The organism is Embleya sp. NPDC059237 (genome assembly GCF_042754105.1).
GTDB lineage: Bacteria > Actinomycetota > Actinomycetes > Streptomycetales > Streptomycetaceae > Embleya.
Genome location: NZ_JBHZAE010000001.1, coordinates 1,563,821 through 1,585,747, shown reverse-complemented (window position 1 = coordinate 1,585,747; position 21,927 = coordinate 1,563,821). Strand labels below are relative to the sequence as shown.

Annotated in this window: 19 protein-coding genes; 8 read left to right on the top strand and 11 right to left on the bottom strand. The window is 72.4% G+C overall.

The window, feature by feature from the left end; all coding sequences use genetic code 11:
• Nucleotides 1–37: 37 nt before the first annotated feature.
• From ACFXKZ_RS06765 to ACFXKZ_RS06745, 5 genes are all read right to left on the bottom strand, one after another.
• Nucleotides 38–2,428: an FAD-dependent monooxygenase gene (locus ACFXKZ_RS06765; protein WP_379997111.1), complete on the bottom strand. Its 2,391-nt coding sequence runs from the start codon at nt 2,426–2,428 to the stop codon at nt 38–40.
• Between the two features lie 122 nt (nt 2,429–2,550).
• Complete coding sequence (locus tag ACFXKZ_RS06760; RefSeq protein ID WP_379997109.1) at nt 2,551–3,051, bottom strand: acyl-CoA thioesterase; 501 nt, start codon at nt 3,049–3,051, stop codon at nt 2,551–2,553.
• An 11-nt stretch (nt 3,052–3,062) separates the two neighbouring features.
• The gene (locus ACFXKZ_RS06755; protein WP_379997107.1) at nt 3,063–4,721 is read right to left on the bottom strand and encodes an AMP-binding protein; all 1,659 of its coding nucleotides are present in this window, start codon (nt 4,719–4,721) and stop codon (nt 3,063–3,065) included.
• Between the two features lie 315 nt (nt 4,722–5,036).
• On the bottom strand, nt 5,037–6,866 hold the full coding sequence (gene glmS, locus ACFXKZ_RS06750; RefSeq protein ID WP_379997105.1) for a glutamine--fructose-6-phosphate transaminase (isomerizing): 1,830 nt from the start codon (nt 6,864–6,866) through the stop codon (nt 5,037–5,039).
• A gap of 122 nt (nt 6,867–6,988) precedes the next feature.
• Nucleotides 6,989–7,249, bottom strand: coding sequence for a hypothetical protein (locus tag ACFXKZ_RS06745; protein WP_379997103.1), 261 nt, complete (start codon nt 7,247–7,249; stop codon nt 6,989–6,991).
• A 254-nt stretch (nt 7,250–7,503) separates the two neighbouring features.
• Here ACFXKZ_RS06745 and ACFXKZ_RS06740 point away from each other — a divergent pair, with 254 nt between their 5' ends.
• From ACFXKZ_RS06740 to ACFXKZ_RS06720, 5 genes are all read left to right on the top strand, one after another.
• The gene (locus ACFXKZ_RS06740; RefSeq protein ID WP_379997101.1) at nt 7,504–7,899 is read left to right on the top strand and encodes a hypothetical protein; all 396 of its coding nucleotides are present in this window, start codon (nt 7,504–7,506) and stop codon (nt 7,897–7,899) included.
• Between the two features lie 36 nt (nt 7,900–7,935).
• Entirely contained in the window at nt 7,936–8,166 is a 231-nt protein-coding gene (locus ACFXKZ_RS06735) for a DUF6247 family protein (RefSeq protein WP_379997099.1), read from the top strand.
• A 96-nt stretch (nt 8,167–8,262) separates the two neighbouring features.
• Nucleotides 8,263–9,468 carry an NAD(P)/FAD-dependent oxidoreductase gene (locus ACFXKZ_RS06730; protein WP_379997097.1) on the top strand — a complete coding sequence of 402 codons (1,206 nt, stop codon included), beginning with the start codon at nt 8,263–8,265 and terminating at the stop codon, nt 9,466–9,468.
• A gap of 91 nt (nt 9,469–9,559) precedes the next feature.
• Entirely contained in the window at nt 9,560–10,456 is an 897-nt protein-coding gene (locus ACFXKZ_RS06725; protein ID WP_379997095.1) for an RNA polymerase sigma-70 factor, read from the top strand.
• A 251-nt stretch (nt 10,457–10,707) separates the two neighbouring features.
• The gene (locus tag ACFXKZ_RS06720) at nt 10,708–11,520 is read left to right on the top strand and encodes an SGNH/GDSL hydrolase family protein (protein ID WP_379997332.1); all 813 of its coding nucleotides are present in this window, start codon (nt 10,708–10,710) and stop codon (nt 11,518–11,520) included.
• 78 nt (nt 11,521–11,598) lie between these two features.
• On the opposite strand, the gene ACFXKZ_RS06715 is transcribed toward ACFXKZ_RS06720, so the two are convergent.
• A complete protein-coding gene (locus tag ACFXKZ_RS06715) occupies nt 11,599–12,381 on the bottom strand; it encodes a GNAT family N-acetyltransferase (protein WP_379997093.1) in 783 nt (260 codons plus the stop codon).
• A 284-nt stretch (nt 12,382–12,665) separates the two neighbouring features.
• On the opposite strand from ACFXKZ_RS06715, the gene ACFXKZ_RS06710 reads away from it, so the two are divergent.
• Nucleotides 12,666–16,181 carry an indolepyruvate ferredoxin oxidoreductase family protein gene (locus ACFXKZ_RS06710; protein WP_379997091.1) on the top strand — a complete coding sequence of 1,172 codons (3,516 nt, stop codon included), beginning with the start codon at nt 12,666–12,668 and terminating at the stop codon, nt 16,179–16,181.
• Between the two features lie 58 nt (nt 16,182–16,239).
• A complete protein-coding gene (locus tag ACFXKZ_RS06705) occupies nt 16,240–17,388 on the top strand; it encodes an acyl-CoA dehydrogenase family protein (protein ID WP_379997089.1) in 1,149 nt (382 codons plus the stop codon).
• Nucleotides 17,389–17,440: 52 nt separating this feature from the next.
• Here the strand turns inward: ACFXKZ_RS06705 and ACFXKZ_RS06700 are convergent, their stop codons facing one another.
• The 5 genes from ACFXKZ_RS06700 to ACFXKZ_RS06680 form a co-directional block, all read right to left on the bottom strand.
• Nucleotides 17,441–17,674 (bottom strand): hypothetical protein, encoded by a 234-nt coding sequence (locus ACFXKZ_RS06700; RefSeq protein WP_379997087.1) that lies wholly within the window; start codon nt 17,672–17,674, stop codon nt 17,441–17,443.
• Nucleotides 17,671–17,997, bottom strand: a complete 327-nt coding sequence (locus ACFXKZ_RS06695) for a DUF6247 family protein (RefSeq protein ID WP_379997085.1) — start codon at nt 17,995–17,997, stop codon at nt 17,671–17,673. Before ACFXKZ_RS06695 ends, ACFXKZ_RS06700 begins: the two co-directional genes overlap by 4 nt.
• Nucleotides 17,998–18,090: 93 nt before the next feature.
• Nucleotides 18,091–19,059: a non-homologous end-joining DNA ligase gene (gene ligD / locus ACFXKZ_RS06690; RefSeq protein WP_379997083.1), complete on the bottom strand. Its 969-nt coding sequence runs from the start codon at nt 19,057–19,059 to the stop codon at nt 18,091–18,093.
• 190 nt (nt 19,060–19,249) lie between these two features.
• Nucleotides 19,250–20,011, bottom strand: a complete 762-nt coding sequence (locus tag ACFXKZ_RS06685; RefSeq protein WP_379997081.1) for a thioesterase II family protein — start codon at nt 20,009–20,011, stop codon at nt 19,250–19,252.
• A gap of 46 nt (nt 20,012–20,057) precedes the next feature.
• On the bottom strand, nt 20,058–20,840 hold the full coding sequence (locus ACFXKZ_RS06680) for a BTAD domain-containing putative transcriptional regulator (protein ID WP_379997079.1): 783 nt from the start codon (nt 20,838–20,840) through the stop codon (nt 20,058–20,060).
• A gap of 186 nt (nt 20,841–21,026) precedes the next feature.
• Between ACFXKZ_RS06680 and ACFXKZ_RS06675 the strand changes: the two genes are divergently transcribed.
• Nucleotides 21,027–21,926: a metallophosphoesterase family protein gene (locus tag ACFXKZ_RS06675; RefSeq protein WP_379997077.1), complete on the top strand. Its 900-nt coding sequence runs from the start codon at nt 21,027–21,029 to the stop codon at nt 21,924–21,926.
• Nucleotide 21,927 lies beyond the last annotated feature (1 nt).

Below are 21,927 nucleotides of genomic sequence, written 5' to 3'. Positions count from 1 at the left end.
GCTGTTCGGTCGGCGGATACGAGGTCGGGGTGTCGGGTCACCCCCGGCCGGGTGCGGCGAGCAGGCGGGGGTCGGTCTCCGGTCGCCACCGCCGCGGCACGGTCTCGACCTGCGCGCGCGACAGGTGCAGCCGCGGCGGGACCCGATCACTACCCGCGCCGGGCGGCTTGCGACTGCCCGGCCGCCAGGCGCTCGGCCAGGGCGCGCCAGGTCCGGTGTAGCCCTGTTCGGCGGCGGCGTGCAGCGTCCACAGCGGGTCGTACAGGTGCGCGCGGCCCACCGCGCACAGGTCCGCCCGGCCCGCGAGCAGGATCGAGTTGACGTCGTCGTAGGTGGAGATCGCGCCGACCGCGATGGTGGGCACGCCGGTGGCGTTGCGGATCAGGTCGGCGAACGGCGTCTGGTAGCCGCGTCCGTAGGCGGGTCGCTCGTGGGGCACGACCTCGCCCGAGGACACGTCGATGGCGTCCGCGCCGGCCGCCGCGAGCGCCCGGGCGATCCGGACCGCCTCGTCCTCGGTGGTGCCGCCCTCGGCCCAGTCGCTCGCCGAGATCCGCACCACCAGCGGCTTGTTGCTCGGCCACACCGCCCGCACGGCGGACAACACCTCGATCGGGAAGCGCAGTCGGCCGGCGAGCGAGCCGCCGTATTCGTCCTCGCGCAGGTTCGTCAGCGGGGACAGGAAGCCGGAGAGCAGATGGCCGTGCCCGTACTGGAGTTCCAGTGCGTCGAAGCCCGCCCGGTCCGCGCGTGCGGCGGCGGCGGCGAATGCGGCGGTGATCGTGTCCAGATCGGCCCGGTCCGCCTCGCGCGGGCGGAAGTCGCCCTCGGCGTCCCAGGGAATCGCCGACGCGGCCACGGCCGGCCGGACGTCCGGGCCCGGCGGCGCCCATGTGCCGTCGGCGTCCGGCACCGAACCGGCCGCGCGGCGTCCGGCGTGGGTGAGCTGGATACCCAACAGGGGCCCGTTCGGAGCCTGTTCGCGCACCCGGGTGACCACCTCGCGCCAGGCCTTCTCCTGCGCATCGGACCACAGGCCCGGACAGGCGGCGGTGGCCCGGCCGTTGGGCAGGACGGCGGTCATCCCGGCGAAGACCAGGCTTGCCCCGCCGAGCGCGAGCGCGCCCAGGTGGGCGGCCTCGAACGGGCCGGGGAAGCCGTCGACGGCCGCGTAGGTGGCCATCGGCGGCACCACCACGCGGTTGCGCAGCCGGACCGCGCCGAGCCGGAAGGGCTGGAACATCGGCGCCGCGTCCACCCGATCCGCCCGCCCGGCGGTGAACGCCGCGTCCACCTGCGCCACGAACGCCGGGTCGCGCTCGGACAGGTTGGCGTGGGTGACCCGGCGGCTGCGGGTGAGCAGGTTGAAGGCGAACTGCTCGGGTGCCTGGCCGACCGCCCGGTCGATGTTCTCGAACCATTCCAGGCTGGCCTGCGCGGCCCGCTGCGTGGAGGCCACCACCGGCTTGCGCTCGGCCTCGTAGGCGGTGAGCGCGGCCGGGATGTCGGCGTGTTCGTTCAGGCACGCGGCCAGCGCGAGGGCGTCCTCCATGGCGAGCTTGGTGCCCGAGCCGATGGAGAAGTGCGCGGTGTGCGCGGCGTCGCCGAGCAGGACCACGTTCTCGTGGTGCCAGGTGGCGTTGCGCACCGTGGTGAACCGGATCCACCGCGAGTTGTTCGGGATCAGCCGGTGTCCGTCCAGGTGTTCGGCCAGCAGCGCCTCGCAGCGTGCGATGCCCGCCTCGTCGCTGGCCCCGCGCGGCAGCTCGCGACCGGCGAACTCGGCGAACCCGCCGCGCCGCCAGGCGTCTTCGGCCAGCTCCACGATGAACGTGCTGCGCCGGTCGTCGAACGGATACGCGTGCACCTGCACCACGCCGAAGTCGTGCTTGTCGACGATGAAGGTGAACGCGTCGAAGACCTTGTCCGTACCCAGCCACATGTAGCGGCAGCCGCGCTCGTCCAGATCGGGCCGGAACACGTCGGCGTAGCGCTCGCGCACGTGGGAGCGCACCCCGTCGGAGGCGACCACCAGGTCGTGTGTGCGGGCCAGTTCGTCCACGGGCGGGGCCTCGGTGCGGTAGCGCAGGTCGATGCCGAGCGCCGCGCAGCGCTCCTGCAGGATGCGCAACAGCCGCTCCCGGCCCAGCGCGGCGAACCCGTGTCCGCCGGAGGTGAGGGTGCGTCCGCCGTAGCGCACGTCGACGTCGGTCCAGCGGGCGAAGCCCTCGGACATCGCGGCGAAGATCTCCGGGTCGGCCTGGGCGATGCCGTCCAGGGTCTCGTCGGAGAACACCACGCCGAAGCCGAACACGTCGTCGGGTGCGTTGCGCTCCCACAGGGTGATCTCCGACGCCGGCGAGAGCTGCTTGGCGAGGGCGGCGAAGTACAACCCGCCCGGCCCGCCGCCGATGACTGCTATGCGCACAGCGTCCTCCAATGTTCCCGGCCTATCCGAGCGTATGTAATAAATTCCACGGTCGTCAACATCACGCGATATCCGAGGGGTCGGGTCGAGGGTTCGATCCGCCCGGCCTCGCGGCGCGCGGGTCAGGTGTAGGACTCCGGGCGCTGCGCGCCGCCCCGGGACAGCGCGGTCCTGACCGCGTCGGGCCACGGCGACGCGCCCTTTTGGTCCGGCGGGCAGTGCACGACGGACAGCCGGCCGGTGGCGGCCACGCCGTGCTCGCCCCGCACCTCGAACGAGTAGTGCAGCGAACTGGTACCCACCCGGTCGATCCGCAACAGGATGTACGCGGCCTCGCCGAACCACAGGCGTTCGAGGTAGTCCGCCTCGAAGTGCACCCGGGGGATCCGGCCGAACAGGTCGCCCACGCCCAGTCGGCGCAGCAGCACCGCCTCGGTCGCCTCGACCCAGCGCTGTACGGCCGAGTGGTGGTAGTGGCCGGCCGCGTCGGTGTCCTGCCACTCGACGCGGCGCTCGACCAGGACCGAGGGCAGGTCGGTGGGGTCGTCGACGGCCGGGTCGGTGGGGTCGCTCACGTCGGTCCGGATCGGGCCGGTCGAGCCGAGCGGGCTGTCTTGGGGCATCGTCGCGCCTTTCACGAGGCTTCCGGGGCAAGGGAGTTCGGGGCCGGTTCGCCGGTGTTGGCGGCCCAGGCGCGCAGTTCGGCGCGGCGCAGTTTGCCGTTGCCGGTTCGGGGCAGGGCGGCCACGAACTCGACGGCGCGCGGGTACTTGTACGGCGCGATCGTGTTCTTGACGTAGGACTGGATGCGCTCGGCGGTGTTGGCGTCGGCCGCAACCCCTTGGCGCAGCACGACGTACGCCTTGACGATCAACCCGCGGCGGGGATCCGGCGCGCCGACCACGCCGCACTCGGCGACGTCGGGGTGTGCGGCCAGGGCCACTTCGACCTCGGGGCCGGCGATGTTGTAGCCGGAGGAGATGATCATGTCGTCGCTGCGCGCCTGGTACCAGAGGTAGCCGTCGGAGTCCCGGATATAGGTGTCGCCGGTGATGTTCCAACCGTCGCGCACGTAGTCGAGCTGGCGCGGGTCGTCCAGGTAGCGGCACCCGGTCGGGCCCTTGACCGCGAGCTGTCCCGGTGTGCCGTCGGGGACCGGCTTGCCGTCGGCGTCCAGGACGACTGCCTCGAAGCCGGGTACGGCCCGCCCCGTCGCGCCGGGCCGGATGTCCTCGTCGGCGGCGGAGACGAACACGTGCAGCAGCTCGGTCGCGCCGATGCCGTCGATCAGCTCGATGCCGGTGGCCTCGTGCAGGTCGTGCCAGGTCTCCGCGGGCAGCGTCTCGCCCGCCGACACGCAGCGGCGCAGGCCCCGGAGGAGATCGGCATGGCCCGCGGCCATGACCGCCCGGTACGCGGTCGGCGCGGTGAACAGCACCGTGACGCCGCGGTCGGCGACGATCCGGGCCAGCCGCTCGGGTGTGGCGTGTTCGAGCAGCAGGGTGGCCGCGCCGACGTGCAGGGGGAAGACCACCAGGCCGCCGAGACCGAAGGTGAAGCCGAGCGGCGGGGTGCCCGCGAACAGGTCGTCCGGGGTGGGCTTGAGGATGTGCCGGGAGAAGGTGTCGGAGTTGGCCAACACGTCACGGTGGAAGTGCATGGTGGCCTTGGGCCGACCGGTGGTACCGGAGGTGAACGCGATCAGCGCCACGTCGTCGGCGGCGGTGTCCACGGCCTCGAAGTCGGCGCTCTTGGTCGCGCAGCGCCGGGTCAGGTCGTCGGCCGCGTCGCCGCCGTAGGCCACGGTGGTCAGGCCGGGGACGGCCGCGGCGGTCGGTTCGTCCATGAAGCGGTGGTCGCACAGCGCGATCGTGGGTCGGCCGATCTCGCACAGCGTGGTCAACTCGTGCGCCCGGAGCAGCGGCATCGTGGTCACCGCGACACCGCCCGCCTTGAGCACGCCGAACCAGCAGGCGACCAGCCACGGGTTGTTCGGACCGCGCAGCAGCACCCGGTTGCCCGGCACCAGGCCGAGGTCCTCGGTCAGCACCCGGGCGACCTGATTGGCCCTGGTTCGCAGGTCGCCGTAGCTCCACTGCTCGTCCAGGGTGACTAGACACCGTCGCTCGGCACCGAGCCGATCGATGGTGTCGTCGAGCAGGACCCGGGCGCAGTTCAGCCGGGTCGGGTAGCGCAATTCCGGTAGTTCGAAGAGCAGTTCGGGCCACTGTTCGGCAGGTGGCAATCGATCACGACAGAACGTGTCGACGTGAGCGGAACGGGACAGCTCCATGTGCGCGCACCTCATCCTGGTGTCAGCGGGAGTCGCGGAGCCAGTATCTATCAATTATGACGACAGTCAATGTTGCGCGATATATTTCCTTCGGCGACACCGCTGCGGGAAACGGGTGTCGACGGGTACCGGGCACACAAACGCCCACCCCGGCGGGCGGCGTCCGGGCCGAGGCCGGGACACCGGGGTGCCGAGGTGGGCGGGGTTGGCGGGAGCGGCGGGATTGGCGGGGCATGGTCGCGAGAGTCCCCCACTCGGGGGCTCGTACCACCGCGCTTGGACCTTTCGGGTGAGCCGAGCGGCGCCGACGCCGAGCTATTCGACCGTGACCGACTTGGCCAGGTTGCGGGGGCGGTCGATGTCCTCGCCGAGGGCTCGCGCCGCGTGGTACGCGAGCAGCTGGGTGGGGATGGTGAGCAGGATCGGGTCGAGTTCGCGCTCGTTGCGCGGCACGGTGATCCGGTCGGCCTCCAGGTCGCCGAGGTCCACCCCCGGGTGGGTGATCACGGTCAGCCGACCGCCGCGCGCGCGGATCTCGTGCGCTGCGGCGAGGTTGCGTTCGACCAGGTCGTCGTCCGGGATGACGGCCACGGTCGGCAGATCGGCGTCGATCAGCGCGAGCGGCCCGTGCTTGAGTTCGCTGCTGGGGTACGCCTCGGCGTGCCGGTAGGTGATCTCCTTGAACTTCTGCGCCGCCTCGCGCGCCACCGGATACCCCCGGACCCGGCCGATGAAGAACAGGCTGCGCGCGTCCGCGAGCCGTCGGCCCGCCTGGGCGATGGTCTCCTCGTCCGCCAGGATCTCGGCGATCTGGCCGGGCAGTGCCTGGAGGCCGGCCAGGATCCGCGCGCCGTCCGCGTGCGAGAGGTCGTGTACTCGACCGAGGGCGAGCGCGAGCAGCGCGAAGCCGACCGCCATGTGGGTCAGTGCCTTGGTCGAGGCGACCGAGACCTCGGGCCCGGCATGCAGATAGATCCCCCCGTCGCACTGGCGCGCGATCGACGAGCCGACCACGTTGACCAACCCGACCACCCGGCCGCCCTTGCGCTGGATCTCGCGGACCGCGAAGAGCGTGTCGGCGGTCTCGCCGGACTGGCTGACCGCGACGTACAGCGTGTCCGGCTCGATCACCGGATTGCGGTAGCGGAACTCCGAGGCGGGCTCGGCGTCGGCGGGCACCCGGGCCAGGTCCTCGATCAGCGTCGCGCCCAACTGGCCCACGTAGTACGCCGATCCGCAGCCGAGCACCTTGACCCGGCGGAAGCCGCGCAACTCGCGCAGCTCCATCCGCAGGCCGTCGAGGCGGGCCGAGCCGAACCGGTCGTCGAGCCGGCCGCCGAGCATGCGCTCGACGGAGGAGGGCTGTTCGTGAATCTCCTTGTGCATGAAGTGGTCGTGGCCCGCGAGTTCGAGTTCCTCGACGGTGAGTTCGACCGTGGTGGGCGTCTTGGCGACATCGTCCCGCTCGCGGGTGAAGGTCCGGAAGCCGGTGGCGGTCACACTGGCCAGTTCGCCGTCTTCCAGATGTACGACCGAACTGGTGTGCCGGACCAGGGCGGACACGTCGCTGGCCACGAACATCTCGCGCTCGCCGACCCCGATCACGAGCGGCGAGCCGTTGCGGGCCACCACGATCCGGTCCGGCGTCGCGGTGTCCACGACGGCGATCGCGTACGTCCCGGTCACCTGCGCGAGCGCGGCCAGGACGGCGGTTTCCAGGGTGTCCTGCGTCCGCGTCGCGCCGGCGATCAGGTGGGCCAGGACCTCGGTGTCGGTGTCCGAGGCAAGGTCGATGCCCTCGGCCGCGAGGCGGGCGCGCAGTTCGGCCGCGTTGTCGATGATGCCGTTGTGGACGACCTGGATCCGGCCGTCGGCGGACGGCTGCGGGTGGGCGTTCGCCTCCGAGGGCGCGCCGTGGGTGGCCCAGCGGGTGTGCCCGATGCCGACCCGCCCGGCGGTTTTGGCCGGCACGGCGGCGGCGAGCGCGTGTACGCGGCCCACCCGGCGGACCACCTTGACCGTGCCACGCGCGCCGAGCACGGCGATGCCGGCCGAGTCATAGCCGCGGTACTCCAGTCGTCCCAGGCCTTCGAGCAGGATGGGGGCGGCCTGCTGGGCGCCGATGTATCCGACAATTCCACACATACTGCTGCGCTCCTCGGCAGGTCGACGGACCGACCGGCGGGGCGGTCGGGGGTGGATGGTGTGCACGGGGCCTGCGGGCGACGCGACGGCGGTCGCGGTCGCGACCGTCGCGCCCGGTCGGTTCAGCCGTAGATCACGCGGCGCAGTTGACGTTCGGTCAACTCCGGTGGCGCGACGAGGCGTTCGCCCAGTTCGTCGGCGATCAGGCGATAGATCTGCGCGTTGCGCCGACCGTAGACCTTGTGATGGCGGTGCCGGCGCCGCACATAGTCCTCGACCGGTTCGCGATACCAGGCCAGCACGTCGTCGACGATCCGCGCCACCTCGCCGGGTGCGAGGCCGGTCGTCGCCACGATGCGCTCCACCAATTCGCCGTCAGCCACCCCCCGATCCTGGCCCCATGCCGCCCCTACGGCAAGAATCTGCCCGAATTCGGGCAGATCCGAGGCCACGCGGCCGGGTCGGCGGTCGCGGTGTGGGCCGTGGACGGGTCCACGGCCCGTGCCGATGTTCCCCTCGCGCACCTGTCCGGCCGTCCGCGTAGCGCACTCCGGTCGTGGGAGCGCGCGGAAGTGGGGTGTGTCCTGCTCCGCGCGCCGGGTGTCGGGGTGGGGTGTCGCGGTGCCACGCTGGGGGGATGGATCGTGCACCCGACATCCACCTCGTCGTGACCGGTACCGGCCTGAACGCGCGGATCACCGATCAGGCCCTCGCCGTCGTCGACGACGATCTCCGCGCCGACTACGAACGCGCGGTCAGCCAGGGCCTGAAGGCCGCCGCCGCGGCCTGGGACGCCCACCGCTACGACGACTTCGCTGTCCATCTCGCCGCAGCCGCCGACACCCTCACCGAGATCCAACGCATGGCCGTCACCTGCAAGGACCGCGCCGGCTACGAGGCCCTGACCGCCCGAGCCCGCCGCCTCGCCGCCCTCGACCCGGACGCCCCGGAAGCCGCGGAAGCCCTGGGTGCCCCGGAGGCCCCGGAGGCCCCGAACGGCGCGGACGCCGCAGACGCTGCGGACGCCGACTGAATCGCCGACGCCCCCGCCATGCGCCACCCTGTCCCCATGAACGACCGGACACCCCACCGCACCATCCACATCGGCGGCCCGACCCACCCGACTCCCGCCGAACTCCGCGCCGAACTCCCCGACGACCTGCGCATGGACTTCGAGGAGGCGTATCAGGACGCCCTGGCCGAGGCCAACGCCAACGGCACCCTGCAACCGTTGGCCGACACCCTCGCGACGTGGCAAGCCGAACTCGCCCGCCACCGCGCACGAGCGGCCGACGACTGACGCGGGCCTGGTCGATGTGATCCGGGCCACACCGTGTCACAAGTTCGGTTCGGGCGACGCCTTGTGTGCGTAACCCGAGCGAACGGAGCAGGGACCATGACACAGCACACCGGTGGGCGCACGGCAGTCATCGTGATCGGCGGCGGATACGCCGGAGTTCTCGCGGCCAACCGGCTGACCCGCCGCGAGGACGTGGCCGTGACCCTGATCAACCCTCGCGCGACCTTCGTCGAGCGACTGCGGCTGCACCAGTTGGTGGCGGGGTCGGACGACGCGGTCGTCGACTACCGGGACGTGCTGAGCGCGCGCGTCGAACTCGTGGTCGATTCCGCGACCGCGATCGACCGGGAGGCGCGCACCGTGGCCCCGGCCGGCGGCGGTACGGTCGCGTACGACCACCTGATCTACGCCGTGGGCAGCCGGAGCGGCGTGCCGAAGGTGCCCGGCGCGGACCGGTACGCCTACCCGATCGCCACGCTGGAGGAGGCCGAGCGGCTGCGCGAGGCGGTGGCCGCGGCACCCGCCGACGCGGCGTTGACGGTCGTCGGCGGCGGCGCCACCGGCATCGAGACCGCGGCCGAACTCGCCGAGACGGGCCGTGCCGTCACCCTCGTCTGCGGTGGGCGACTCGGCCCCTACCTCCACCCGAACGGCCGCCGCTTCGTCGCCAAGCGGCTGGCGGCCCTCGGCGTGACCGTCCTCGAAGGCCCCGACACCAAGGCTGCGTCCGTGACGGCCGACGCCGTACACCTCGCCGACGGCCGCGAGGTGCGCGGCCACGTGACCATCTGGGCCGCCGGCTTCGGCGTCCCCGACCTGGCCGCCCGCAGCGGCCTGAGCACCGACGAAACGGGTCGCCTCCGCACCGACGAGACCCTGACCAGCATCGACGACGACCGCATCGTCGCGGCCGGCGACGCGGCCTCGCCCTCGGGCCTCGCCTACCGGATGGGCTGCCAGTCCGCCGTACAACTCGGCCCACACGCCGCCGACACCGTACTGCGTCGCATCGAGGGCGAGCGGCCGGAGGCCGTCGGCGTCGCCTTCGCCGGGCTGTGCGTCAGCCTCGGCCGCGGTGCCGGCATCTTCCAGTTCGCGCGCAAGGACGACACCGCCATCCGGTTCCACGTCGGCGGTCGCGCGGGCGCGCGGCTGAAGGAGTTCGTCGTCTCGCACACCATCAAGCAACTCGCCGACGAGGCGCACAAGCCCGGCGCCCGCGTGCTGAAGGCCAGGGACGACGCACGGCAGCAGCGTGTCCGGGCCGCCGCGGACGCGAGCCGGCCCGCGCACGTGTCGTAGCGACTCCCCGAGCGGGCGGCCCACACGCCGCCCGCTCCCCCGTCCATGCCCCGGCCCTCCCGGGATATGACCGCAATGGAAGGATTCGAGAATGCGCGACCATGCCGCGGACCCGGCGACCGAGGCGTTCGTCGCCCACCGCAACCTGCTCTTCACGGTTGCCTACGAGATCCTCGGCTCGGCGGCCGACGCCGAGGACGTCCTGCAGGAGACCTGGCTGCGCTGGGCCGAGGTCGACCTGGCCCAGGTCCGCGACCGGCGCGCGTTCCTCGTGCGCGTCACGACCCGGCGCGCGCTCGACCGGCTGCGGGCCCTGCGCCGCAGCAAGGAGACCTACGTCGGCCCCTGGCTGCCCGAGCCGCTGCTCACCTCGCCGGACGTCGCCGAGCACGCCGAACTGGCCGAGAGCCTGTCCATGGCCGTGATGCTCGTCCTGGAAACCCTCTCGCCGACCGAGCGGGCCGTGTTCGTCCTGCGCGAGGTCTTCGACGTCGGCTACGACGAGATCGCGGAGGCGGTCGGCAAGACCCCGGCCGCGGTCCGCCAGATCGCCCACCGCTCCCGCAAGCACGTCGACGCCCGGCGTCCCCGCGAAGTGGTCTCCCCGCGCCAGGCCCGGGCCGCGCTCGCGTCGTTCCAACACGCCGTCGAGACCGGCGACCTGCAGGGTGTGCTCGACGTACTCGCCCCCGACGTCGTCCTGATCAGCGACGGCGGCGGCGTACGAAGCGCCGCGCTGCGACCCGTCACGGGCGTCGAGAAGGTGGTCCGCCTCCTCCTCGTCGGCCTCGGCGACAAGGAGGGCGCGCTCACCGGCGAGCCCACCACCGTCAACGGCGATCCGGCGCTGCTCCTGCGCGTCGACGGCGAGATCGACAGCGTGATGACGATCCGGGTCGAGAAGGGGCTCGTCACCGGCATCTACTTCGTCCGCAACCCCGCCAAGCTCACCCACATCGCCGCCGCCACCCCGTTCACCCCGAGCTGACACCGGAATACCCGCGGCGGCCCACTGACTGGCCGCGGCATCGGTTTTCCGGGGCCTGTTCTACACGTGTCAACCGGCCGAAATCCGCCTAGGCACGGGGGAGATCGGGGCGGGACTATGTGTGCGCAAAGCCGAGTGTCAAGGGTGACGACTGCGGTAGAGGCGGACGAGGCAAGGCCGTTCCGGCTCGGGCATCCCAACGTGGGACGCGGCGTCCCCACGTCTTCCGAGGAGACCCGCCCGTGCTTCCCATGCCTCGCACCATCGCCGCGGTGGCCGCCGCCGTGGCCGCGGCCGCCATCGGCGTCGTCGCACCGAGCGCCCAGGCCGCGCCCGCGGCGAGCTACGCCACGAACTACGCCGCCCTGGGCGACTCGTACAGTTCCGGAGTCGGTACCGGCTCCTACCTTCCCGACAGCGGCTCGTGCAAGCGCAGCGCCAAGTCCTACCCCGCCCTGTGGAATCAGGCCCACCCGGGCGGCACCTTCGCGTTCGCCGCCTGTTCCGGTGCCAAGACCGCCGACGTACGCTCCGGCCAACTGTCCGTCCTGAACAGCGCCACGCAGTTGGTGACCATCAGCGTCGGCGGCAACGACGCCGGATTCGTCAGCACCATCACCACCTGCGTGCTCAGTTCGGACAGCGAGTGCGCCGCCGCCGTGAACAAGGCCAAGACGTACGCAACCACCACCCTGCCCGGCGATCTCGACGCCACCTACGCCCAGATCCGGGCCAAGGCCCCCAACGCCCGCCTCGTCGTGCTCGGTTACCCGCGCCTGTTCGAACTCGGTTCGTGCTTCCTGGGCTTGAGCCAGGCCAAACGCACCGTGATCAACCAGGCCGCCGACACCCTGGACGAGGTCACCCACCAGCGCGCGAGCGCCGCCAACGCCGATTTCGCCGACGTACGCTCGCGGTTCGCCGGACACGGGGTCTGTGCGTCCAACGCCTGGGTCAACGGCGTCACCCTCCCGATCGACGAGTCGTACCACCCCACGACTTCCGGCCAGAGCCAGGGCTACCTGCCCGCGCTCCAGGCCGTGGTGGGCGTGCGCGCGCACTAGAACCGGCACGAGAGCCGGCACGAGAACCGGTACGCGACACCGTCCGGGGCGGCCCCAGGTCGCCCCGGACGCGCGTCGTCACCCCCGGCGCGCCACCAGGTAGCCGGCCTCCCGGTCGAAGTCGACCACCCGCGCCCCGGCGTCGAGCAGCCCGCCCAGTACCTCGCGCAGCGCCGACCGCCAGGCCCCGGCCGCCTCAGGGTCGGTCCGGCGCATCGCCTCGATGTCGGCGGGCACCGCGACCCGTACCACCTCGGCGTCGGTCCGCAGCAACACCGGCCGGCCGTCGCGCTCCACCAGGGCCGGCTCGGCCCGCACCACCGCATCCGACACCGCCGCGTCCCCCACGGCCGCCCGCACTCGAGCGTCGTGCAACCGCCACACGGCCAGCACCCGGTCGCTGCGATCCCCGCTGTTGACCGTGTCCACCATGTCGTCGCCGTAGAAGTTCGGCAGGTACTCCTCCGGCCGCGCACCCAGTTTGACCAGGTTGAAGTAGGCGTTCCGGCGAACCAGCGGGTCGAACGTCCAGGTGATCCGGCTCAGCCCGCGCGCGAGCGCCCATTCCCGCTGGTGCCGCTTGAGCGCGAAGCCCACCCCGCTCCCGGCCACGGCCCCGGTCGCATGCGAGTGCAGCGTCTCGCCGATCGGCGCGCCGAAGAAGGCCACGGACGCGCCGACGAGCCGGCCGCCCCGATACGCCCCGGCCACGTAGTTGCCGGCATGGTCCAGCGCCCGCATCAGCTCGACGGTCAGCACCCGGCCCTGCCCCGCGACGTGCGGCCAGATCTCGTCGTACAGCCGCTCGACCTCCCGGAACTCGTCGAGTTCGTGCAGCTCGCGCACCACCGGATCGCCCATCCCGCCGCCGCCCTTCGCCCGCCGACCATCGGCGTCGCGGTCATGGGCTACCCCGACCCCGCGTCCGCCGAACGGAGCCCGTCACCCCATCGGCCGTCGGGCGCCCGGCCCGGACCACCCCTCCGGTGACGTGCTTCACACGCAAAGCACTGCGCCCCAGAACACCTCGACAGCAATATCTTTGCGTCTTTCAAGGTAAATCCCGCAAGGTACTTGCGTCGAGGGCGAGCCGTTGGTGTGCTTACCGCACCCCACCCCACCATCCGGTTTCGACGGAGGCTCCCGTGCGCGCAGATCAGGCTTCTCCGTCGGTTTCGTTGGACGACAAGTACGCCGCCGGCCAGGGCCGCGTGCTGATCTCGGGCGTACAGGCGCTCATCCGCCTGACCCTGGAACAGCGTCGCCTCGACACCGAGCGCGGACTGGACACCCGGGTCTTCGTCAGCGGCTATCAGGGCTCGCCGCTGGGCGGTGTCGACCTGGAGATGGGGCGCGCCAAGCGGTTCCTGGACCCGGCCGGGGTGGTGTTCCAGGCCGGACTCAACGAGGAGCTGGCCGCGACCGCCGTGGCCGGGACCCAGCTGGTGGACCAGACGCCGGGCGCCCGGTACGCCGGGGTGACCGGCTTTTGGTACGGCAAGAACCCGGGCCTGGACCGCGCCGCCGACGCGATTCGGCACGCCACGATGGCCGGCACCGCACCCCTCGGCGGTGCCGTCGCGTGGATCGGCGACGACCCGGGCAGCAAGTCGTCGACGGTGCCCAGCTCGTGCGAGCCGATGATGGAAAGCCTGTCGATGCCGCTGCTCGCCCCCGGCACGGTCGGCGAGATCGTCGAGTTCGGGCTGCACGCGGTGGCCATGTCGCGCGCCTGCGGCCTGTGGACCGGCCTGAAGATCGTCGCCGACATCGCCGACGCGTCGACCACGGTGGACGTGTCCGGGTGGGGCAAGGACATCCCGGTCCCGGCCGCGACCAAGCGCGGCACGCTGCCGACCCTGGTCGGTCCGGCCGCGCTCGACGCCGAGCACGACCTGATCACCCGCCGGCTCGACCTGGCCCGCGCGTACGCCCGCGAGCACGGCCTGAACAAGGTCGTGCACGACACCCCCGACGCCCGGCTGGGCATCCTCGCCGCCGGCGTGTCGTTCTCGGTGGTCCGCCGCGCGCTGACCGACCTCGGTCTGACCGACGACGCGGCCCCGGACATCCGGCTGATCCGCATCGGCATGCCGTTCCCGCTGGACGACGCGGAACTCGCCGAGCTGACCGACGGCCTGGACGAGGTCCTGGTGGTCGAGGACAAGGTGCCGTTCCTGGAGGCCCGGCTCAAGGAGGCGCTGTACCGGCGCCCGAACGCGCCCCGCATCGTCGGTCGGCGCGACGACACCGGCCGCCCGCTGCTCACCGCGCGCGGCACGCTCGGCGCCGACGACGTGGCCCGCGCGATCGCCGCCCGGCTCGGCGCGGACCGGCTGCCCGAGTCCGCCGGCGCCTACCTCGCCACGCTCGCCCCCAAGCGCCGCGCCCGGATCGCGCTGCCGATGCTGGCCTCGCGCACCCCGTACTTCTGTTCCGGCTGTCCGCACAACGCCTCCACCCGCACCGCCGACGACACCCTGGTCGGCGTCGGCATCGGCTGCCACGTGATGATCGCGCTCGACGGCAAGGGCCGCGGGCACCAGCTCGGGCTGACCCAGATGGGCGGCGAGGGCGCGCAGTGGATCGGCCTGGCGCCGTTCACCGACGACAAGCACTTCGTGCAGAACCTCGGCGACGGCACCTTCCACCACTCGGGCTCGCTGGCCATCCGCGCCACCGTCGCGGCCGGCACCAAGATGACCTACAAGTTGCTGTACAACGACGCGGTCGCGATGACGGGTGGCCAAAAGGCCGAGGGCCGGTTGGACGTACCGGCGTTGACCCGACTGCTCGCGGTCGAGGGGGTGCGCCGCGTGGTGGTCACCACCGACGACCCGCGCGGCTACCGGGGAGTTCGGCTCGACCCGATCGCGAGCGTTAGGCACCGCGACGAACTCCAGGACGTGGAGCGCGAGTTGTCCGCGCTCGACGGGGTCACCGTGCTGATCCACGACGATCGGTGCGCGGCCGAGGAGCGTCGACTGCGCAAGCGTGGGCAGTTGCCGACCCCGGCCGAGAAGGTCGTGATCAACGAGCGCGTGTGTGAGGGTTGCGGCGACTGCGGCGACAAGTCGTCGTGCCTGTCGGTGCAGCCCGTGGACACCGAGTTCGGCCGCAAGACGCACATCCACCAGGGTTCGTGCAACTCCGACTTCAGCTGCCTGAACGGCGACTGCCCGTCCTTCCTGCTGGTCGAGCCGGGCACCCGCAAGGCCCGGGCCATACCCGACCTGCCGCTCGAACCCGCCCTGCCCGAGCGCCGGTTCGGCGCGGACGACCTGCTGGTGCGGATGCCCGGCATCGGCGGCACCGGCGTGGTCACCGTCTCCTCGATCCTGCAGATGGCCGCGCACATGGACGGGCTCTACGCGGCCGGCCTGGAGCAGACCGGCCTGGCCCAGAAGGGCGGACCGGTGGTGTCCGACCTGCGCCTTTCCACCCGGCCGATCAACGGCGCGCTGCGCGCCTCGCGCTCCGGCGCCGACGTGCTGATCGGCTTCGACCTGCTCGGCGCGGCGGCGGAGAGCAACCTGGCCACCGCCGACCCGGAGCGCACCGTCGCCGTGGTCAACACCGCGATCGTGCCCACCGCCGCGATGGTCACCAACCAGATCGCGCTGCCCGGTTCGCCGACCGAGACGCTGGAGCGGATCGACACCGCGACCCGGCGGGCCGACAACCTGTTCGTGGACGCGCTCGGGTTGTCCGAGGCGCTGTTCGCCGACCACATGCCGGCCAACATGATCCTGGTCGGCGCCGCGTTCCAGCACGGTTGCCTGCCGCTGAGCGCGGCGGCGATCGAGCAGGCGATCACGCTCAACGGCGCGGCGGTGGACAAGAACCTGGCGGCGTTCCGGTGGGGTCGGGCGCTGGCCGTGGACCCGGCCGCGGTACTGGCCGCCGCGGTCGCCGCGCCGCCGCTCGCGGTGGTCCCGGTGGACGCGGCCTCGGTGGCCCTGGCCGACCGCTCCGGCGGCGAAGCGGCGCTGCGCGAGGTGCTCGGCACCCGGATCGCCAATCTGACGGGGTACCAGGACGCGGCCTACGCCCACCGCTACGCCGACGACGTGCGCACGATCCGGACCCTGGCCGTCGAACGCGCGGGGGCCGAGGGCGGCGAGCGGGTCGCGGTGGCCTATGCGAGGGCGCTGCACCACCTGATGGCCTACAAGGACGAGTACGAGGTGGCCCGCCTGCACCTCGACCCGGTCGAACAGGCCCGGCGCGACGCCGAGTTCGGCCCAGACGCGGCGGTCTCGGTGCTGCTGCACCCGCCGGTGCTGCGCTACCTCGGGATGAAGCGCAAGATCCGGCTGCGGCGCACGGCGGTGCCGGCCTTCAAGGCACTGCGCGCGGCGCGCGGCCTGCGCGGCACCCGCTGGGATGTGTTCGGCTACGCCGAGGTGCGTCGGGTCGAGCGCGAACTGGTCGCCGAATACCGTACGTTGGTCCGGACGGCGCTGCGCGAGCTGACCGCCGACAACGTCGACGCGGTGATCGCCCTGGTGGCGCTGCCCGAGACGATCCGGGGCTACGAGGACATCAAGCTCGCCCGGGTCGCCGAGTATCGCGCCGCCGCGCGCGCCGCCCTGGCCGAACTCACCGCGCCCGCCTCGGTCGCCGCCCCGGCCGGCCCGCCGCTGGTCCCGGCGAACTGACCGCGGCCCGCCCCCGCTCCATCCCCCACCCCCGACCTCCCCGACCTCCGGAGCAGCCGTGACCGTCGACCGCCTCCTGCCCACCCGGGACGCCGAGGATCTGCTCGACCTCACCCGTACCGTCGCCGACCGCGAACTGGCGCCCGTGGCCGCCCGGCACGAGCGCGAGGAGTCGTACCCGGAAGGGTTGTTCGCCGTCCTGGGCGAGGTCGGCCTGCTCGGGCTGCCCTACCCGGAGGAGGAGGGCGGCGGCGGTCAGCCGTACGAGGTCTACCTCCAGGTGCTGGAGGAGTTGGCCGCGCGCTGGGCGGCGGTCGCGGTGGCCACGAGCGTGCATACGCTGGCCTGCTTCCCGGTGGCCACCTACGGCTCGGCCGCGCAGCGGGAGCGCTGGTTGCCCGACATGCTGGAGGGCCGCCTGGTCGGCGGCTACAGCCTGTCCGAGCCGCACGCGGGCTCCGACGCGGCCGCGATCGTGTGCAAGGCGCGGCCGATCGCCGACGGATACCGGATCACCGGCACCAAGGCGTGGATCACGCACGGCGGAAAGGCCGACTTCTACGCCCTGTTCGCGCGTACCGGCGAGGGCGGCCGGGGCATCTCGTGCTTCCTGGCGCCGGGCGAGGCGGAGGGGCTGGCCTTCGGTCGGCCCGAGGCGAAGATGGGCCTGAACGCGGTCCCGACGACCAGCGCGTTCTGGGACGGCGCGGTCCTGGACCGGGATCGGCTGATCGGCGCGGAGGGTCAGGGGCTGGCGATCGCGCTCAGCGCCCTGGACTCGGGCCGGCTGGGCATCGCGGCCTGCGCGACGGGTCTGGCTCAGGCCGCCCTGGACGCCGCGGTCGAATACGCCAACGAGCGCACCACGTTCGGCCGCCGCATCGTCGACCACCAGGGCCTGGGCTTCCTCCTGGCCGACATGGCCGCCGCCGTCGACTCGGCCCGCGCGACCTACCTCGACGCGGCCCGCCGCCGCGATCTGGGTCGCCCGTACAGCCGCCAGGCCAGCGTGGCCAAGCTGATCGCCACCGACGCGGCAATGAAGGTCACCACGGACGCGGTCCAGGTCTTCGGCGGCGCGGGCTACACACGGGAGTTCCCGGTCGAGCGCTACATGCGCGAAGCGAAGATCATGCAGATCTTCGAGGGCACCAACCAGATCCAACGCATGGTCATCGCCCGCGGCTTCACCCACCCGGAAAAGTAGCCGGCGGGTCGGTCCGCGGACCGCCGGCGGCGCGTACGGGCCAGCCGAACGATCAGCTGATCTGCACGATCGTGACCGTCACGCATCGATCCTCAATGACGAAAGTCGCGGTGCCCTCCACGCAGAACGCGTACTCGCGCATGTTCGCGGACCTGGTCGGCGAGCCTACTCGCCATGGGTCGGAGGCGAGTCGGGAGACCATGTCGTTGTAGGCACCGATCGCATGCGAGGGCGCGCCCTTCAGCCACCGCTGCACGGTGTAGGTGGACTCGACGGTGTAGCTCATGGGGGGCTCTCCCATTCGTCCGTGTGAGCGGGCACCGTGTCCACGGGCAGGCCGGCGTTGAGCCGTCGGATGGTTTCCTCGGTCTCCGGCCAGTCGGGGCTGCGGCGCATGCGAACCTCGGCCTGCCAGGGCCCGAGCATTTCGGCAAGCGGGATGAGGTCACCGTCGCGGGCGGCGTCGAGGGCCTTGCCGTACTCGGCCTCGAACTCCTCGCGGAGTTCGGCGGGAAGCTCCGCTCGAATCTCGGCCGGTGTGGCGTGGTGGGTCCCGCCGACGCCGATGATGTGCCGGGGCCGGCGTGGGTCGGCGTTCTGCTCGTCCATGTCGGTCAGGATGCCATCCGTGGGGCAGCGGACGGTAGTCGGCGTGCGCCGGTGCGTCATCGTCCCCGTGTGCGCCCCTCGTGAGGGGGTCCGCTACCTGCCCGGCAGGTCCGGGCGCAGGCGTTGCCACGTGGGGTGGCGCAGGCGGCCCTCCGGTGTCCAGCCCCAGGCGGTGACCTCGGCGACCAAGCGGGGGTCGACCCACTGGGCGCCGGGCACGTCCACCATCCCCGCGAACGGCGAGTCCGCGCGCGCCAGCGCGCCCAGGTATTCGCCCAGTTCGCCGCGCTCGGCCAGGGTCGGGCCGTCCTCGACCGTGCCGACGTAGCGCAGGCCGTCGGGTGCGGCGACGCCGACCAGCAACGCCCCCGGCAGGCCCCGCAGCTCGCCCCGGCCCTCGATCCAGCCGCCGATGACCACGTCGTGGGTCTCCACGTGCTTGGCCTTGATCCAGTCCGGGGAGCGTTGTCCGGGTTGGTATTCGGAGGCCAGCCGCTTGGCGACGACGCCCTCGTGGCCCTGGTGCAGGCTGGTCGCCCAGGCGCGCCGCGCGTCGCCCTCGATCCATTCCGGAGTGGACCAGCGCGGGCCCGCCAAGTCGAGGCCGGCCAGCAACATCCGCCGTTCGCGGTACGGCGTGTGCAGCAACGGCCGGCCGTCCAGATACATCAGGTCGAACAACATCAGGTGCACCGGCGCGTCGATGGTCAGCCGGGCCACCTTGCGCGGGTTGACCACACCCATGCGCCGGCGCAGCTGCGCGTGGTCGGGGCGCCCCCGGTCGTCCAGGACCACGATCTCGCCGTCCAAAACGGCCTGGCGCTGTCCGTGCTGCTCGCCCAGGCCGGCCAGTTCCGGGTACACCCGGGTCACGTCCGCCCCGTCGCGCGCCAGCAGGCGCAGCCCCCTGTCCCCCGCGCAGTACGCCACCGTACGGGCCCCGTCCCACTTGACCTCGAAGCCCCAGTCGAACTGGTACTCCTCCCCGGGCAGCGGCGCCGCGGTGGCCAGCATCGGCGGAATCTCGGGCAACACGGCATGAACATGATCGTGACCGGCCATGCCTCGATCATCGACGGGCCCCGACACCGCCGCCGGCCGAGCCGCCGCGCCCCGATACACCCGAATGGCCGATACATCCGGCCGGTCACCCGCCGACCCGCGCGTTCCGGACCGCCCGACGCCCCTCGAACCCGGGCCCGCGCGGAACCCATTCGAGCGAGCGCCCGACGGTCGCGCCCCTCGGACCCCGCTATCCCCGTCCGGTCGCCGCGTCGATCGCGTCCGCGATGCGCGCGGTGACCGCGGCCTGGTGGTCGGTCAGATAGAAGTGGCCACCGGTGAAGGTGTGCAGCGCGAACGTGCCGTTCGTGTGGTCGCGCCAGGCCGTGGCCTCATCCAGGGTGACCTTCGGATCCCGGTCGCCGATCAGCACGGTGATCGGGCACTCCAGCGGCGCGCCGGGGGTGCACCGGTACGTCTCGATCGCGCGGTAGTCGGCCCGCAGCGCGGGCAGCACCATCCGCAGCACCTCGTCGTTGGCCAGCAGGCTCGCGTCCGTGCCACTCATCGAGCGCAGTTCGGCGGCGAGCCCCGCGTCGTCGAGCAGGTGCACCCGCTCGTCACGCTGTCGGTCCGGGGCCCGGCGCCCGGAGGCGATCAGCGCGGCGGGCGGGATCCGCAACCGCCGGGCCACCTCGAAGCCGAGGACCGCGCCCATGCTGTGCCCGAACAGGATCAGCGGAAGTTGCTCGTCCAGCCAGGGATCCAGGGCCTCGGTGATGCGCTCGGCCAGGGTCTCGATGTCTTCGATGAGCGGTTCGGCGCGCCGGTCCTGACGCCCCGGGTACTGCACGCCCAGCACCTCGACGCGCTCCTTGAGCGCCGCCGACAGCGGGAACCAGAAACTCGCCGAGCCGCCCGCGTGCGGCAGCGCGACCAGGCGTGGCACCCGATCGGCGGCCGGATGGAACCGGCGGATCCAGGTGTCCGATACGGAGGAGGCGGTACTCATGGCAGGGCCCTTCTGATCGTCACCGAATGATCGTGCTGCGTGACCGTCAGCCTGCCATCGAGTCCTTGCGCGCGCCCAGTGGTTCGGCCCCGGTGAGCACCGCGTGCTGGATCTCACGCAGCGCCCGGGACGGTTCCAGGCCCAGCAGTTCGCGCAGCGCGGTGCGGGTGTCGCGGTACACCGCGAGCGCGTCGCCGCGCCGGCCGCAGTGGTACAGCGCGACCATCAGGTGCCGGGCGAAGTTCTCGTGCAGCGGATACTCACCGGTCAGCGCGTACAGCCGGGCCACCGTCTCCCGGTGCCGGCCGAGCGCGAGGTTCGCCTCCACCAGCAACTCCAGGCACTCCAGCCGGGACGCCTCCAACCGCGCGGCGTGTGCCCGAACGATCGGCCCGAGGCTCACCCCCGCGTAGGCCGGTCCGCGCCACAGGTCGAGCGCGCTCGTGTACACCTCGGCCGCCTCGTGGTACCGCCCGGCCCGCGCGCCCGCGCGACCACGTTCGACCAGGCGGTGGAAGGTGTCGGCGTCGAGGCGGTCCGGACCGGTGTGCAGCACGTAGCCGCCGGCGCAGGTGGCCAATGGGCCGGTGCGGGCCGGTCCCGGCGCGCCGAGCATCGCCCGCAGCCGGGAAACGTACACGTGCACCGTCGACTTCGCCCGCTGCGGCCCGGCGTCGGTCCAGATCTCCGCGACGATCTGGTCGACCGTCAGCAGTTGGTCCCGCCGCGCGAGCAGGGCGGAGAGGAGCGTTTCCGGCTTGGGCGCCGCGATCGTGCGCGGCGTTGCGCCGTCGACGATCCGCACGGGGCCGAGAATCTCGTACCGCAACGGCTCTTCCCTCTCTGTGGCGCTGCCTGTGGCGTCCGGTCCTGCTCTCTCACGACGGTGACATATGACGGGCGTATGGCGTACCCCTGACCAACCCCTACGCCGCCTTGCGCCGGGCTTGCGCAGACCCCCCGCGCGGCCGCGTCGGCCTTCCCTCGGCGGCCCGGATCCGCCTATGGTCGATCGATGAGCACTGCCCGTTCGCCCGAGCGCGCCCTGTACGCCGTCAGCGACCTGCATTCCGCCATTCCGTCCAACCGCAGACTCGTCGAGGGCATCCGGCCGGGGCACGACGAGGACTGGATCCTGGTCGGAGGCGACGTGGCCGAGCACGTCGAGGAGACCGCCTCGACCCTGCGCCTGCTCGCCGAGCGCTTCGCCCGGGTGATCTGGGTGCCGGGCAACCACGAGTTGTGGTCCACCAACGACGACCCGGTGCAACTGCGCGGCGAGGAGCGCTACCGGCATCTCGTGGCGATGTGCGGGGAGTTGGGGGTGCTGACCCCCGAGGACCCGTTCCCGGTCTGGGACGGCCCGGGCGAAACCGTCACCGTGGCACCGATGTTCGTGCTCTACGACTACACGTGGTGGCCGCCGGGCGCGTCGACGCAGCAGCAGGCGTTGGACGCCGCGTACGAGGCCGGTGTGGTGTGCAGCGACGAGTTCATGCTGCACCCGGATCCGTATCCGACCCGCGGCGACTGGTGCCGGGCTCGGGTGGCGTACACCGAGGACCGGCTCGTGGCGGCGGCCGATCCGGCGGCGCCGTTCCTGATGGTCAACCACTTCCCGCTGGTCCGGCAGCCCACGGACGTGCTGTGGTACCCGGAGTTCGCCCAGTGGTGCGGCACCGACCTGACCGCCGACTGGCATCGGCGTTTCCCGACCGCCGCCGTGGTGTACGGCCACCTGCACATCCCGCGCACCACCTGGTACGACGGGGTGCGGTTCGAGGAGGTCTCGCTCGGCTATCCGCGCGAGCGCAAGAACGGGCTGCGCAGGCCGATTCCGCGCCGGATCCTGCCGGCCGAGGTCGCCGGGACCGCCGGAGCCGGCCGTTCGGGGCAATCGGCGGGTGCCCGATGAC

Bases quoted from the DNA above. Each gene is read 5' to 3' on its own strand.
- ACFXKZ_RS06760 (WP_379997109.1), bottom strand. From the start codon at position 3,051: ATGCCCCAAGACAGCCCGCTCGGCTCGACCGGCCCGATCCGGACCGAC.
- ACFXKZ_RS06755 (WP_379997107.1), bottom strand. From the start codon at position 4,721: ATGGAGCTGTCCCGTTCCGCTCACGTCGACACGTTCTGTCGTGATCGA.
- glmS (WP_379997105.1), bottom strand. From the start codon at position 6,866: ATGTGTGGAATTGTCGGATACATCGGCGCCCAGCAGGCCGCCCCCATC.
- ACFXKZ_RS06740 (WP_379997101.1), top strand. From the start codon at position 7,504: ATGGATCGTGCACCCGACATCCACCTCGTCGTGACCGGTACCGGCCTG.
- ACFXKZ_RS06735 (WP_379997099.1), top strand. From the start codon at position 7,936: ATGAACGACCGGACACCCCACCGCACCATCCACATCGGCGGCCCGACC.
- ACFXKZ_RS06730 (WP_379997097.1), top strand. From the start codon at position 8,263: ATGACACAGCACACCGGTGGGCGCACGGCAGTCATCGTGATCGGCGGC.
- ACFXKZ_RS06725 (WP_379997095.1), top strand. From the start codon at position 9,560: ATGCGCGACCATGCCGCGGACCCGGCGACCGAGGCGTTCGTCGCCCAC.
- ACFXKZ_RS06720 (WP_379997332.1), top strand. From the start codon at position 10,708: ATGCCTCGCACCATCGCCGCGGTGGCCGCCGCCGTGGCCGCGGCCGCC.
- ACFXKZ_RS06715 (WP_379997093.1), bottom strand. From the start codon at position 12,381: ATGGGCGATCCGGTGGTGCGCGAGCTGCACGAACTCGACGAGTTCCGG.
- ACFXKZ_RS06700 (WP_379997087.1), bottom strand. From the start codon at position 17,674: ATGAGCTACACCGTCGAGTCCACCTACACCGTGCAGCGGTGGCTGAAG.
- ACFXKZ_RS06695 (WP_379997085.1), bottom strand. From the start codon at position 17,997: ATGGACGAGCAGAACGCCGACCCACGCCGGCCCCGGCACATCATCGGC.
- ligD (WP_379997083.1), bottom strand. From the start codon at position 19,059: ATGGCCGGTCACGATCATGTTCATGCCGTGTTGCCCGAGATTCCGCCG.
- ACFXKZ_RS06685 (WP_379997081.1), bottom strand. From the start codon at position 20,011: ATGAGTACCGCCTCCTCCGTATCGGACACCTGGATCCGCCGGTTCCAT.
- ACFXKZ_RS06675 (WP_379997077.1), top strand. From the start codon at position 21,027: ATGAGCACTGCCCGTTCGCCCGAGCGCGCCCTGTACGCCGTCAGCGAC.